The organism is Candidatus Methylarchaceae archaeon HK02M2 (assembly GCA_024256165.1).
Classification (GTDB): Archaea; Thermoproteota; Nitrososphaeria; order Nitrososphaerales; family JACAEJ01; genus HK02M2.
The window spans coordinates 1-13,681 of sequence record JAKLZG010000037.1 but is presented as its reverse complement, the minus strand read 5'-3'; the positions used below and the strand labels follow the sequence as shown (position 1 = coordinate 13,681).

Here is a 13,681-nt window from a genome sequence, read left to right as displayed (position 1 = left end):
ACGTGAGCATTATTATACACTGCTATAGCAGTTGCAGATAGCGAGCCAAAGAGCCTATCCTCTGGATTTTCTAGATTCAAGATCCTTCCTATGAAGGATTTTCTAGATACGGCAACACAGACAGGTCTACCAAGTCTACGAAGATACTTAAGGTTTTTTAATATGTAGCAATCCCATACATGCCAAGGCCATTTTGTTTTACGAATGAAACCTATCGCAGGGTCTATAACGATTTTATTATCAGATATCTCAACCTCTCTGGCCAGATCTAAACTTTCTTGCAACATCGTCGTTACTCTTTGTATAGGATTTAATTCGCTTTGGCGTTTTGCATGGGCAGCGATTATTAGACTAACGTCATATTCAGCAACGACACTAGCCATGTTACCATCTCCTTTCAAACCATATACATCATTAACTATATCAGCTCCAGCCTTTACAGCTTCTTCCGCAGATTCACTCCTAGTTGTGTCAACTGATATGGGCAATGAAACTGTTTCTTTCACGATCTTGATAGCCATTGACAGTCTTCTAATCTCTTCTTCAACAGATATCTCAGTCTTTAAGTATGGTGCAGTAGACATAGCTCCAATGTCTATTATATCAGCTCCCTCATCCTCTATTTTCTTGGCTAATCTTGCTATCTCATCAGGAGAAGTCTTTATCGAGTTTTTATAGAAGGATTCAGGACTGACATTTATAACACCTATTACTCGAACAGGATGTCCATCTCCCACCTTTACTCCAGACAATTCCGATGTAATCGTCATTAAGAACCCTTTGATTAGATGGGTTTATTGTTTTTTATATTTATCAAATGATGAAATGTATAATAAAATCAAATTTTTTCATGATTACTTGTTTTTTATCTGTGCTAAATTAGGAGATAGGGCATCCATTTTCTAATTATAAGATAGATGACAATAACGGCTATAGCTGCTATTCCACCGAGGACAACGATATCATCAATCCATCCAGGTCCGAATATGAAACTTGTGTTCACTGTAAAACTTACAGAAGCCTCTTTTGAGTTACCTGCTTTATCGATAGCTTTGACTTGAACTTTATGACTACCATCACTAACCTCAGTGAAATTATGGCTAGCTACCCCTTTGATAATCCAAGAGCTATCATCTAGCTTTATCTCATAATGGTCTAGGCCTGAGCAAGTATCTGAACCAACCCATGTAATGTCCACATTCGATGATTTTAATTCAGAGTTATTTTCAGGTGAAATAATTGAAATTTTTGGGGCAACATTGTCGACAGTTACTTCAACGCTTTTCATCCTTGTATTATTATTGTTGTCCGTTACCCTGACAGTTATTGTATGATAGCTGTCTGGAACAAATCCAGTAGTGTTCCATAGATAGCTCCAAGACGTAGTCCCTGTTGCCAATTGCCAAGAACCATCATCGATCTTAACTTCTACCTTTTGAACGCCTGAAGCTGGATCGTTACTTTCACCAGTAATGTTGGTCATGATTCCAACGTAAGAGCCACTTGTGGGCGAATTAATAGAAAGAGTTGGTGGGTTGACATCTTCAAGTGAGACTTCGAGTGAATATGAACCTGAACCACTAAAGACACTAATTCGGATAAAGTAATCTCCGGAATCTAAAGCGATATAAATTATGTTTTCTGGCCCAACATCCTCAGTTGAGCTGCCAATTAATTCTCGATTTGGGTCGTAAAGAAACAGATCAAAGTCTGCTTCAGTTGGTGGTGTCATGGTCACATTGATCTTATAACCTACATTTACGTAGATCTTATAGTAATCATTTAAGTCAGGAGATTCGAGATATCCCTGATAACTTCCAGAAACTATTGGTGTAGCTGTATCAAAATCATCTCCCCCATCGCTAGCAGCACTGTTTTGAGAGACGGTTGTCACTATTGGAGAGCTCAGGATAAGGGTCAAGAAGCCTAAAACTACAAAAATGTTCATCTTACTAGAGAACATTTTGAGCTCATTTGGCATAAATTATGCTATTCGATAGAAGTTATTTATACTTTTGAGTATAGAATAATGACTTTTCGACGTATCAAGTCTAATGACTTCATTTTAAATATCTTAATTTCTATTAATGATTGGGCATGTATCTGGGTAGAATAATAGCAGTTGGCTGTACAAGTAATAATCAACCTTGTTGTGTATATGCTGTTTCTGGGCGATCTATATCGAGCAAGGCAAGAAAGGCGGTCGTTTATGATAAAAAAATTACGATAGAACCTTTGGGACGAGTGTCAGAAGAGCAACGAAATCAGGCATCTTTGATATTTTATGACTCTATTATCACCAGAGACGAACCGCCTTTAGTCGTCATAGGTAACGGAAGGCAGGTAAACCAGATTTTTAACATTTCATCTACAGAGAATCTCCAGAAAACAATTTTGAATGTATTAAGAAAATTCGGTCCAGAACCAGATAAGTTCAGCACACCTAGAATCGCTGGTGCTTTAAAGAAATCTTCAATTAATGGTGACTGGGTTTCTTGTGTGGGGATGATAACTTCAGATAGTATAGATGTAAAATCCTTGGGGATAAAACGAAATAAGTTGATCTATTTGTCGACATATACTGGAGAAGGTTTCGAGCCCAAAGCACACCAATTTGTTGATATCAAGAACATTCTAAAGAATATTGAGTTGGTAGATGATACAGCTAAGGATTTAGCAGATTCTTTTTTTGACTGGATAAACCCAGATTTTGTTATATGCACAGCTTCTGCTGTTTGGAATGGTGATTTGTGGGAACTAGCGGTTAAAAATTGGTGATATTATGAGTGATGATTTGAAATCTGTAAGAGGGATGTACAGAGGACAAAGATATATGGACTTTAAGTTTCCTGAAGAGTTGCTTTGTGGAAGACTGGTTAAAGATAGAATTTTCAGATACGGTGAAAATCCAGGACAGCCTGCTGCGTTCTATAGGCAAGTTGATGTGAAAGGTTCTTCTTTAGCAACTGCTAGGATTATAAAAGAGAATCCAGATAAAAAATTGAGCTATATCAATTTTCTTGATGTAGATGCTGCTATAAAAATTTTGAGAAGGTTCAAACAACTTTATCCTGATGAAGCTATTTCAACAGTTATCAAACACGTCAACCCAACTGGAATAGCCAAAGCGAAGAATATACTTGAAGCTTATAGAACTGCATGGGACTGTGATTCTTTATCGGCATTTGGAGGAGTTGTAGGATACAGTGATACAGTTGATGAAGAGATTGCCGAAGATGTATCACAAAAGTTTATCGAAGTGTTAGTTGCACCTGAATATAAACCAAAAGCCTTAGAAGTCTTAAATAAAAAGAAAGATTTGAGAATAATACAGATAGAGAGTTTGGAGAAGCCTTTATTGGACGATGGCTTCGATTATAGAAGCGTTCAAGGCGGGATATTGGTTCAACAAAGATTTCATAGTAAAATAAATTCAGAAATGAACTTTGAGGTTGTTTCGAAAAGGCAACCTGAAAAGAGGGACTTAACTGCAGCGATCTTCAATTGGGCCACGTTACCATTCATAAATTCGAATACGATAGTTGTTGGGGATGAGAACAAAACCCTTGGAATTGGGTCAGGTCAGAGAAGCAGGATTTATTCTGCAAGGCTCGCAGTCTATTATGCAAATACACAGAGTAAAGATCCTACTGGAACAAAAGGCAAGGTCATGGCCTCTGATGCATTCTTCCCACACAGAGATTGCATCGACTTGGCTGGAATATGTGGTATTCGAACTATTGTTTGTCCTATTGGTTCTATTAATGATGAGAAGATAATTCAAGCTGTAAATGAATATGATATGATAATGCTGGTTACAAGACCTATTCCCGGCAATAGGACGTTATGTGAAAGAGCTTTCTCTCATTGAATCTAGATATAAATAAAAGTTCACCTTCTTAAAAACGATTTTACAAATTTTGTATAAGATTATATAACAATATAAGTGAAGCTATGGACTTGAAATGAAGAGCTTAACTAGGAGCTTTTTAGGATTCCTTCTTATAAGTTGTTTAATATTATCCATCACAGTTCCATTTACTTCAGCTTCGACAGATACATTACTTCCATCCGATTTCGAACAAGAGAGTTGGGCTAAAACAGTAGATTATTTTGACTATGTTCGAAGTTACGCTTATTTACATGGAATGACTGCACCACCTCCTAACTGGCAAGCTTTTCTATATCTAACTTATGTAAACATAAGTGGATTGCAGATGATGTATGGTGGCCTCTCTAATATTACTATTACAACAGAGTGGGAAGATGCATTAACGATCCCTATTCAGACGTGGATGATGCATTACAAGTCTAAAGACAATAGTGAAGATGTAGTCACTGCGGGGTCATTCATAATGCTAATGACTTTTAGTGAAGATGATAATTCGATATACGACGATTCACCGGATATGAACGACACATTATATTCGTCTTTTAATTTAGGTATAAATCTTGTTGATCATTTTGAAAGTTCAGCTCCTCCATCACTCTCTACTGTAACGAAAATTATTGAATTAGAATCATCACCAGATAAGTTAAACTGGAGTTGGGGTATGCAGTACTTAAATTTGACGGCGATCTGGTGGAGAACTTACATCGATCCATCAAATCCTCATACAGAATTATTGCCCATTGCTATAACAAGGTATGATGAACTTACTTTTACATACGATTTAACGATAGATCCAGACAGTAGCACTGCAACTTTGACAGCAAATTACATCATTGGAAAAATGACTGACCTCTGGATTTTTCCTACGGTATTCGGATGGCTTCTTCCACAATTATTTGCTGTTCATTATAATAGCACTGGATGTTACAAGTTGAATGGTGTTAAAGAATCAGATGAAACAATTTATGAGTTTCTGCAGGAAGAAGGTATCAAGATGAGCATCGTACAGTTTCAGAGTACAGTAGTACTTGATCACACGGTCTACTCCAGTTCTCAGGGCTCGGATGTGACGGATGAAGAAGTTGAAGTAGGCGATTCCAGCATTTCTACGATTACCGACGATGGTGAAAAGATATTTGAAGCTTACTTTGACACAAAACAAACTTATAATTTGTATAATTACACTGAAGATCAAACAGAGTCGATTGGTGATGAACATGAGACGGTAGTTAGAACATGTAAAATTGCTGGTTTTGCTAACAACGGTATATTCTCAATCCACACTTCTTTAATGCGTCACATTCCGTTAGTTGTGGCACATATGGATCCAGAGCTATACCAGCAAGCTAAGGACCATCTTTTAGATTGGAGTTACGCAGACTACTTTTATTTAATATCATATCTAACTTACAGTGGCTATAGAATAGAGCATGATCCCACATACACAGCGTATTTAACTATTCCTTCTTATAAACCAAGTTCGTTATCAAATTCATTTACATTGATTATTTTTATTGCTCTCGTTACGACCGTTGTCTGTGTCACGATCGTGGTCTTCTTATTCAAACGGAAAGGTAAAAGAAATGACACCATGCTGTATCTTTTCCATTAAGTAAAGTTATAGTGCTTACACCTCATAGAATAATCTTATTACCATATAGATGTTGAAATAGGCATATCTCAAACACTTCCTCTGAAGTCTCTATTAGGAGGAAGTGTTTTTTCAATGGTTATAACATTTTCACTTTTTCAATGGTTATTCGAACTACTTCTTTAGGGTCTATAAGGCTTCTTATTGACATAGGTATTGAGAAGCGATAGTCCACTCCAATGGGTGCCTCGAGAATTATTGTCTCATTATCTGCTTTTAAGATTTTCATACTAGTTCTTGGCATAGTATCACCAAAATAATGGCACATAATGGGTTTATTTAAACTTTAATAATGTTTTTTATCTAAATTTTATCCAAAAAACTCATTAGCTTACTTCTTTCCAACGAATATTCCATACCCTAAGTATTCTAATATCTTCTTAGGAGGAGGTCCAGTTTCTTTATAGATGTTGAACTGGGAATTTATATATCTCCTGTAAGCTGGACTTGCGATATATAAGAATAAGAATCTATGAAGAGCTGTTGAAAAATCTTTAAAACCTAATTGCTTAATTATATCAATGAAATCGCTTACAGCATTCATTCTGTAGGTTCATAAAATTATATCTTTTAATCTTGAATTTTTTATTAATTTTTTCCAATTATCGAAAGTTTCAGGTTTAATGCCAGTAGAGCGATAATAATATTCAACTAATTCTTTTGGAGGTGTCTTCATCCAAGTCATTTCACTGAGTCCGACGTAACCGCTTGGTTTTGTGACTCTCACATACTCGCTTAATGCTCTCTGTTTATCTTCTAATAATGCGGTTACGGACTCGCTAATGACTGCGTCGAAAAGGTTATGAACAAAAGGAAGGTTTTGAGCATCTGCTACCCTAAATTCAACTCTATCCTTTACACTCTCTCTTTTCGCCCTTTCGTTTGATCTATCAATCATCCTTCCAGAGATGTCTATTCCGAACACTCTACAACTATGATTTTTTGCAATATAGCAAGAGGTCATTCCAACGCCGCAACCAACATCCAAGACGTATTTGCCTTCATTTAAATTGTATAATTCGATTAGCTCTCTCGTGGTCTTTATACTACCCGCGTGTTTTGTGGAGCCGATATCAGCTTGCAAATCGAAGTAGGAAGGGCCTAGTTCTCCCAGCGATACTTGTTTTTTATTATGCATTTTCATTCTCCATCATAGGACTTTACCAAATTCCAGGAAGAAGTCTATATTTGACCCTTTGAGCATATTCGGGATACCCCTTCAGTTCGTTTCGAAGGGTTTTATCCTCTAGCGATGTACGGATTATCAACAATGGAATTATCATTCCTGTTGGAATTAACCCATAAAGGGATCCTATGATAAAGCAAAATGATATGGGGGCCAGTATTGCTGCAAGATAACCTGGGTGTCTTACAATTTTATAGGGTCCAGTTGTTATCACTTGATGGTTTCTATCTTTCTGGATTCGAACCGTCGGTTCAAAATGTGGGTTCGTTATAACCGCCCAAGTTCCAAGAATAGTGTTGATAGCGAATAACATAAGACCTAAGAAAGCGAAATCAATGCTGAGACCAGACCACCCAAATCTGCCTATATCCAACCCGATTACAACAAGCACAACATATGACATTATAACACCTAGTGGCATCAAGACTTTGTCCCATGATTTGGTATCTTGCCTTATCCCACGCGCTCTTTGAATTATAAGCTCGGGGTTAAATTTGTATAAAATCAGAAAACTTATCGAATATTGTAGAGAAATTATGCCAATAAAAATCCATGCTCGAGGTATATCAATACGACCTGCTGAGACAAATAAAATTACAGCTTGTAAAATCACGAATAAAGGGATCCGTAGAAGAGTTTTAATTCCAATTTTTTTCTCCTCCCCTCTTGGCATATTATAACCATTAATATGGTATATAATAGGTTTATATAAACCTTTTGTATGGTATTTTTATGTCAAAATGATACTTTAATATCGGTTAGTTAACATTTGAAGAACAACCAGGCGTTTTCTTGTTTTCTAAACTTAATTAGGCAGTATCTTCCTCTCAGTTTATCGCCGTTTATTATCATTACTTTTTTATCTTCATTCCACTTCTCAGTCTTATAAGTTCCTTTGTCCCAGATTTCAACAGTTCCAGCACCATACTCTCCTTCAGGGATCGCCCCCTGAAAATTTGCGTACTCAATTGGGTGATCTTCGGTTTCTATAGCCAACTTCTTAATACCTTTCTTTATGGGAGGTTCCTTTGGGACTGCCCAACTCTTAAGAACCCCTTCTTTTTCTAACCTTAGATCATAGTGAAGATGACTTGAGTTATGTTTCTGAACTACGTAAATATTTCCTTCATCTTCATAGACTTCTCCACGAGGTTCACTAGTTCTTTTGAAGTTTCTTTTTTCCCAGTATTTATCCAAGGGCACAATTTATTTTCTTGATAGATTCAATATAAAGTGACTGGCTTCCTAAATTTAGTTACGAAGGATTCTTTAAGATAAATCAGATCGTTATCAATAAAGGATCGACGTATTATGATTTTTCCCGTAACACCTAATACTTACTTATAATCATAGAGTAAGTGAAATTAAGTTGAAAAAATATGCATGTGTGGAAGTAAAACACCACGACATGATAGGTAAAACTATCGAGGAATGGCAAAAGAATGGCTGGCGTCTACATACCTATCAGACGTCTGGAATGGGTGCTGGACCGATGTCATACAAGATCAATCATTACTTACTTTTTGAAAGAGAAGACTAACTTTTTCAATAATAGTTAAATAGAGCATGTAAAGATAGGAGATTCTCTTAGATTTGAATTAAAACAGGTAACATAAGTAACACATTGGATGATCGTGGTTGGAAAGAATCGAATCAAATCTAAAGTAAATTTATACAAAGACATGTATAGATATATTCGTGGAGATCGTATCTACTAAAAACAATAAACTATTGTGAATAATTTATAAGCATTCAAAGGGTTTCTATGGACCGGACGGGATTCGAACCCGTGACCTCCCGAGTGCAAGTCGGGTATTCTACCTCTGAACTACCGGCCCATCAATATTTTTCCTTAAATTATGATTATTAACGATTTCTTATTTTCACGTAAAGCATAAAAGTGTATACCAGCTTTAGCGTATGTGATGGGCCGGTAGCTCAGTATGGTTAGAGCGTTCAGCTGATAATATATCTCAGATACTGAAAGGTCGGGAGTTCAAATCTCCTCCGGCCCACCATGTTCGCCGATAAGACGGGGGCTATTTTCCATTTTTTCTAGAGTAGATCCTTACCCAGTCGCACTCTCAACATTTTTCGGAAGGTTTCGGATTGAATGATCTGTGGATTATACAAAAAATGTTCCCGGCTAATTCATTACCTACCTTATCAAGTATGGGCGTGCTTATATCAACTTCACTTTTCATATTTTTTCCTTCCGTTATGTCGAGATGGTGGATGATGGCTTTCTGAGGATCTAGATCGAGAGATCGTATGCAAGCTATGGCGTACCGTCTCAGCTGCAGTTCAGACTGAACTGACATTTTTAACGCCCTAGTTGTTAATAAGCAAATAAAATCCATTATTCTTGAATAGTATTAGGAATTCTTCTAAGTCGAACCCTTCTTTTCACAAAGGTCCAGTAGCTATAAAACGCCATCCAAGCGATAGTTCCAGGTAGCACTAATAGGAGATAAGCAGATAGAAGTGTCGCATTCTGCTCTACGAAGAAGTATGTGTATAGGGGATATGCGTTTAATGATATGCAAGCTGCAAGGTTAATGAAGAAAGATCTTTTCTGCCAACCATACTTTGAGACGGTATCTACAGCTTGAAGTGCAGCGAATCCTTTCTCGGTTAGAGCATAGCGGCCTTCTCCATTCGTAGTGATCAAGGTGTCCAGTTTCTTTAGGTGAAAATCTAATTGGCCACTGCTGTCGATGTTGAATGTTCTTTTTAAATCAGCGAAACGCATAGGCTTCTTAGCCAGAGCCTTGAGTATATCTATTCGTAAAGGATGGGAAACTCCATCAAAAAGATCGTTTGAACCCATTTTTCATCACTCCATTATATTATTAATATACCAAAATAATTCTTTCAACCTTGACTAGCAAGTCAATGACTCTTGACTTAGACTAAAGCAACTAGGAACTATCAATAATTATTACTTATTTAGTAATAACTACTACGATTGAGTTTTTTCTCTTGCTTTAACCAATCTTTTCCAAAAGGGTTTGAAAAGAAAACTTTTTTCGTCTAAGCGAAGAAGTCTTTCTAACATCGGCTTGTTCACGGTAAAGGCAAGTAAGCAGGGAGGAATATAGTGACGCATTGCCATATCTACCGCACCTATCAAGGCTTGTGGCTTATCATAAGTTGTAAAGGAAACAAGCAAACCACAGCCGGCACTGACTGTGGTTTTTATCAAGTCTGGAATCATTTCTGGAGAAAAATATAAAGTGCCATGGATTAGGGCAGACAGTTGATCTGGATTTACCAAGAAAGTAATCGAAATAGCTTTTTCTAAGTGTTTTTCTTTAAAAGGTCCTATCATAACGTAATCTTTCTTGGGGCAATACCTTTGCATGTTTTTTATCCATTCTTCTGTTATCTCTAAGGATGACTTCAATCCTTCTTCTTTGTATAGAAAGTTTTTGAGGTCGAAATCCTTCATTTCAACCCCAAGCAAAAATCTAGCTCCTCCTCTGCATCCATATATTTTCTTGGATAGAACGAGGGTCTTACCTTTTTTCCAATCTTTGTAGCTCGCCCAAATACACTCATTCGACTTAGGTTTGACAATCGGTTTGAATTCTTCGTAGCTTGAAAATTCATAAACAGAAATTATTGGTTCCTCCAAATTTAGTGCTTGAGAAAGATCATCTATATTCATAGTACTAAAGAAGTGATTATTTATTAATTAATTTAAGGAAAGTGCTAAAGGAGATAATTTTGAAAGATAAAAGGCGTCTATATTCTATTTACATATCGATATTTCCTTTAATGGTTTGTTCAGGAATCGTTTATTCTATCTTCGCTCTCTATATATCTCAAGAGCTTGGTGCAACAACCTTTCAAGTTGGATTGATTTTTACAGTCGGGTCATTATCTGGTGCGGTTGGGTCCCCAATTTTCGGAAAGCTTTCTGACAAAATAGGCAGAAAGCCCATCATGATAACTTCGATGGTGATCTTTTTCGTCGTATTTCTACTCTATTCTCTAGCCGAAACTTTTGTAGATGTTTTCCCAATTCAATTCTTAGAAGGAGTTGGGTGGTCTGCTCTTGGTGCTACCACAACGGCTCTTATTGCTGATACTGTACCCTCAGAGATGCGTGGAACTGCTCTAGGAATGTATAGCATGACATGGTACCTCGGTTGGGTCGTTGGTCCATCTACAGGAGGATGGCTCGCTGAAACATTTGGGTTTAGAATCGCATTTATTATATGTTCAATTACGATCATCTTCGGATTAATAATAGCACTTAAGTTCATCAAAGAACCTAGCAAGGATAAGATATGAACTGGGAATTTCTACTAAGTGGGAATTTAGAGAATACTAAAGTCCCATTAATAACTTAAGTAACATAATAAAGATAAAGTGGATATTAGAAGAGAATATCACCTTTATTGTTCATGTCTAGAAGAGAATTACATTGTTTAAACAATGTAATTTGTAATTAGATAAGTAAGATGTGTAGATTAGGTATAGCCATTACCCGTACACCAAGCTACTACCAATCTTTACACAAAAATACAAAAAAATTATAGTTAATGAGATTTAAATGTCGAGGTTTTTTATTCAAGATATGGGTAAAGGTTCGGTACTAACTGTATTATCAATCGTTATACTACTCGCCATAGCTATTTTTGTTATAAATTCGCCAAGTGGTTCGGAGGGAGGTCTTGTAGGCGCTTTCTACTATGTCTGGTGGCATGACGGGGAAGGTGGGAGAAATTGGTGGAATGAAGAGGTGATGTCTGATATCCCGCTTTTGGGACTTTACGATTCAAGGAACCAGTCCGTGATAAGTCAACATATAAGCTGGGCAAACCAGTACGGTATAGACTTTTTCTGTGTAAGCTGGTGGGGTGAGGGCTCTTGGGAAGATGTAACATTGAAGGATTACTTCTTGAATAACGATAACATCAGTAACATACAATTCGCCATACTTTACGAATCGTATGATTTGCTGGAAGTCGAAGAAGAGTCGATAAATTTCGATGGGAATAACAAGCAGAAATTGGTCGACGATTTCGAATATCTTGCCGAAACTTATTTCGGACATACACAATATCTTAAGATTGATGAGAAACCTGTAGTATTCATCTATAATGCAAGATTGTTCAATGTTGATTACGAAGATGCAATATTCGAATTGAGGTTTAAAATGGCTGAAGAAGGTTATGATTTGTATCTCATTGGGGATATGGTTTCTTGGCTCCCGTCTTTGATATCCGCGAATCTTGCCGGGCAATTTGACGCAATATCGTGTTATAATATGGTAGCTCCTCTGCCCGACATAAGCACGAACTTCGTCGAAAAGGTGGTAGGTAAATACAGCGAATGGTACCTCACTACAAAGGTACCATTGGGTGTCGATTTCATTCCAAGCGTGATCCCGTCCTTCGTTGAAGTCAATCCAGAGGCAACAACCCCTGTTGTGGAACTAAGCTTGGACGATTTCAGACTTTTTTGTGAGAATGTCAAAACATATTCAGATGTACCGATCGGTACTTTGATCTGTTCATTCAATGAATGGTATGAGGGCACTCAAATAGAAAAAAGCGATATTTCACGTGACGACCGTTTGGATGTAATCTTTGAATATTTTGGTTAATTAGACAATATATTCTTAGTTAAAATGATTGATGATTAGCTTAATAGTACAATGAATTTATGTGAACTTGGCTTTACCTATCCCTATTAGTCAGTAACTTCGTCGAGTATTATTCCGTTAAGTAGTTTTCAGTTATTGTAGATTATACTGGTTGCTTGAAGAAAGCAACAACATTAGGTCTTGTCAGATAGTAGATGATGATAATATCTATCGCTACACTAATGAGTCCTGTAACATCCAGATTTATCAGCGGAAACAATCCAAAAATTATTCCAAGTATAGCGAAGATGATCGTAATGATTCGTGCCCAATCCTTTCCGTTCCATAAGCCCCAACCTATAATAATACCGATTACTCCAATGATGAGCGCACCTGCGCCTAAGATGGCCATTATACCAGTAAAAAATTCAGGTGGAAATATATATTGGGCATACTGAGCAATAATATCAGCCAACAGAGCCCCCGAAATTATGAGTATTACACCACCTAGTATTGCAACAATACTTACTATTATCTCCAAGACAGCGAGTATTGCTAGCCCTAGAGGTCTATCAACTTTTTGTATAGTCAATTCTCGTTTTAATATTGTTTTTACTATAAAGTTTATTATGTAAATTTTTCTGAAGTTTATTATTGAATATTTCTTCGTGTCGGAAATATGCTAATAAGGACCATAAGATCGCTAAGGTTGGAGCCTCGGACATGACGACGCTCGCCTATCTCAATCAACGATAAAATACCTACAGTTCGAGCCGAGTTAATCGACGACCCCTAGGATAAGATAGGTCCCGAAGAGAGTCGAAATGTCGTCTCTTGATTGATGTTACAATAATTAACCAAATCTCCATATCTATACAAATATTCATAGGTTTAAAAATTGTCATAACACTAGGTAGAAGAGGGCATTTTCTCCTTTAGACGATAAAAGCCAAGCCACAATTTATTAGATTGTTAGGTAGTATAACTTTGAATAATTAATGAACCTTGAGATATTATATTTCATTATTATGATTATCGAAGGCGTTGTGTTCCTATATGCAATAAGATATTATCGCCTTCAAATTCGTAAATTGAAAAAAGAAATTGAAATCGATTTTGAATTTTATAAGGTCTATGAACCTTATACCAAGCCCAATACGCCTATGGACACCAATTGGAGTATAAGGATCCTACACCCAAATGGTATAATTCATAAATGTCAAGTATTATATGACGGACACCCTCTTCCATACTTTGTCGATAATGCTAACATAGTGTATGAACGAACTATACAAGTGGGTGGTGGAGCAAATTTCAGAATACCTAAAGGGATTGAAAAGGACGATGCCTTAGTCG

Annotated in this window: 18 protein-coding genes and 2 tRNA genes; 8 read left to right on the top strand and 12 right to left on the bottom strand. The window is 36.8% G+C overall.

Annotation, left to right across the window (positions count from 1 at the left end; all coding sequences use genetic code 11):
* Window positions 1-770, bottom strand: a 770-nt coding sequence (gene folP, locus L6N96_03110; protein MCP8323151.1) for a dihydropteroate synthase, incomplete at its 3' end; no start/stop codon positions are given.
* Between the two features lie 104 nt (window positions 771-874).
* A complete protein-coding gene (locus L6N96_03105) occupies window positions 875-1,963 on the bottom strand; it encodes an Ig-like domain-containing protein (protein ID MCP8323150.1) in 1,089 nt (362 codons plus the stop codon).
* 134 nt (window positions 1,964-2,097) lie between these two features.
* Here L6N96_03105 and L6N96_03100 point away from each other — a divergent pair, with 134 nt between their 5' ends.
* From L6N96_03100 to L6N96_03090, 3 genes are all read left to right on the top strand, one after another.
* A complete protein-coding gene (locus tag L6N96_03100) occupies window positions 2,098-2,778 on the top strand; it encodes a hypothetical protein (GenBank protein ID MCP8323149.1) in 681 nt (226 codons plus the stop codon).
* A 4-nt stretch (window positions 2,779-2,782) separates the two neighbouring features.
* A complete protein-coding gene (locus tag L6N96_03095; protein ID MCP8323148.1) occupies window positions 2,783-3,871 on the top strand; it encodes a hypothetical protein in 1,089 nt (362 codons plus the stop codon).
* A 94-nt stretch (window positions 3,872-3,965) separates the two neighbouring features.
* Window positions 3,966-5,504: a hypothetical protein gene (locus L6N96_03090; protein ID MCP8323147.1), complete on the top strand. Its 1,539-nt coding sequence runs from the start codon at window positions 3,966-3,968 to the stop codon at window positions 5,502-5,504.
* Between the two features lie 118 nt (window positions 5,505-5,622).
* Here the strand turns inward: L6N96_03090 and L6N96_03085 are convergent, their stop codons facing one another.
* The 5 genes from L6N96_03085 to L6N96_03065 form a co-directional block, all read right to left on the bottom strand.
* On the bottom strand, window positions 5,623-5,787 hold the full coding sequence (locus L6N96_03085) for a hypothetical protein (protein ID MCP8323146.1): 165 nt from the start codon (window positions 5,785-5,787) through the stop codon (window positions 5,623-5,625).
* 87 nt (window positions 5,788-5,874) lie between these two features.
* Window positions 5,875-6,087, bottom strand: coding sequence for a hypothetical protein (locus L6N96_03080; protein MCP8323145.1), 213 nt, complete (start codon window positions 6,085-6,087; stop codon window positions 5,875-5,877).
* A 9-nt stretch (window positions 6,088-6,096) separates the two neighbouring features.
* Window positions 6,097-6,681 (bottom strand): class I SAM-dependent methyltransferase, encoded by a 585-nt coding sequence (locus L6N96_03075; protein MCP8323144.1) that lies wholly within the window; start codon window positions 6,679-6,681, stop codon window positions 6,097-6,099.
* A 22-nt stretch (window positions 6,682-6,703) separates the two neighbouring features.
* On the bottom strand, window positions 6,704-7,402 hold the full coding sequence (locus tag L6N96_03070; GenBank protein ID MCP8323143.1) for an isoprenylcysteine carboxylmethyltransferase family protein: 699 nt from the start codon (window positions 7,400-7,402) through the stop codon (window positions 6,704-6,706).
* 89 nt (window positions 7,403-7,491) lie between these two features.
* Window positions 7,492-7,932, bottom strand: coding sequence for a hypothetical protein (locus tag L6N96_03065; GenBank protein ID MCP8323142.1), 441 nt, complete (start codon window positions 7,930-7,932; stop codon window positions 7,492-7,494).
* Between the two features lie 166 nt (window positions 7,933-8,098).
* On the opposite strand from L6N96_03065, the gene L6N96_03060 reads away from it, so the two are divergent.
* The gene (locus L6N96_03060; GenBank protein MCP8323141.1) at window positions 8,099-8,269 is read left to right on the top strand and encodes a hypothetical protein; all 171 of its coding nucleotides are present in this window, start codon (window positions 8,099-8,101) and stop codon (window positions 8,267-8,269) included.
* Between the two features lie 226 nt (window positions 8,270-8,495).
* On the opposite strand, the gene L6N96_03055 is transcribed toward L6N96_03060, so the two are convergent.
* A tRNA-Ala gene (locus L6N96_03055) sits at window positions 8,496-8,567 on the bottom strand.
* Window positions 8,568-8,656: 89 nt separating this feature from the next.
* Between L6N96_03055 and L6N96_03050 the strand changes: the two genes are divergently transcribed.
* Window positions 8,657-8,747 (top strand) — tRNA-Ile (locus L6N96_03050).
* Between the two features lie 66 nt (window positions 8,748-8,813).
* Here L6N96_03050 and L6N96_03045 read toward each other — a convergent pair.
* The 3 genes from L6N96_03045 to L6N96_03035 all read right to left on the bottom strand — a co-directional run bounded on the left by L6N96_03045 (window position 8,814) and on the right by L6N96_03035 (window position 10,399).
* Window positions 8,814-9,050, bottom strand: coding sequence for a hypothetical protein (locus L6N96_03045; protein MCP8323140.1), 237 nt, complete (start codon window positions 9,048-9,050; stop codon window positions 8,814-8,816).
* Window positions 9,051-9,088: 38 nt separating this feature from the next.
* Entirely contained in the window at window positions 9,089-9,559 is a 471-nt protein-coding gene (locus L6N96_03040) for a helix-turn-helix domain-containing protein (protein MCP8323139.1), read from the bottom strand.
* 132 nt (window positions 9,560-9,691) lie between these two features.
* Window positions 9,692-10,399, bottom strand: coding sequence for a DUF169 domain-containing protein (locus L6N96_03035; protein ID MCP8323138.1), 708 nt, complete (start codon window positions 10,397-10,399; stop codon window positions 9,692-9,694).
* Window positions 10,400-10,458: 59 nt separating this feature from the next.
* On the opposite strand from L6N96_03035, the gene L6N96_03030 reads away from it, so the two are divergent.
* A complete protein-coding gene (locus tag L6N96_03030; protein MCP8323137.1) occupies window positions 10,459-11,028 on the top strand; it encodes an MFS transporter in 570 nt (189 codons plus the stop codon).
* A gap of 262 nt (window positions 11,029-11,290) precedes the next feature.
* Window positions 11,291-12,346 (top strand): glycoside hydrolase family 99-like domain-containing protein, encoded by a 1,056-nt coding sequence (locus tag L6N96_03025; protein ID MCP8323136.1) that lies wholly within the window; start codon window positions 11,291-11,293, stop codon window positions 12,344-12,346.
* A 142-nt stretch (window positions 12,347-12,488) separates the two neighbouring features.
* Here the strand turns inward: L6N96_03025 and L6N96_03020 are convergent, their stop codons facing one another.
* On the bottom strand, window positions 12,489-12,917 hold the full coding sequence (locus L6N96_03020; GenBank protein MCP8323135.1) for a DUF2127 domain-containing protein: 429 nt from the start codon (window positions 12,915-12,917) through the stop codon (window positions 12,489-12,491).
* A gap of 406 nt (window positions 12,918-13,323) precedes the next feature.
* On the opposite strand from L6N96_03020, the gene L6N96_03015 reads away from it, so the two are divergent.
* Window positions 13,324-13,681 (top strand): hypothetical protein (locus L6N96_03015; GenBank protein MCP8323134.1); only part of this gene is annotated, 358 nt, incomplete at its 3' end.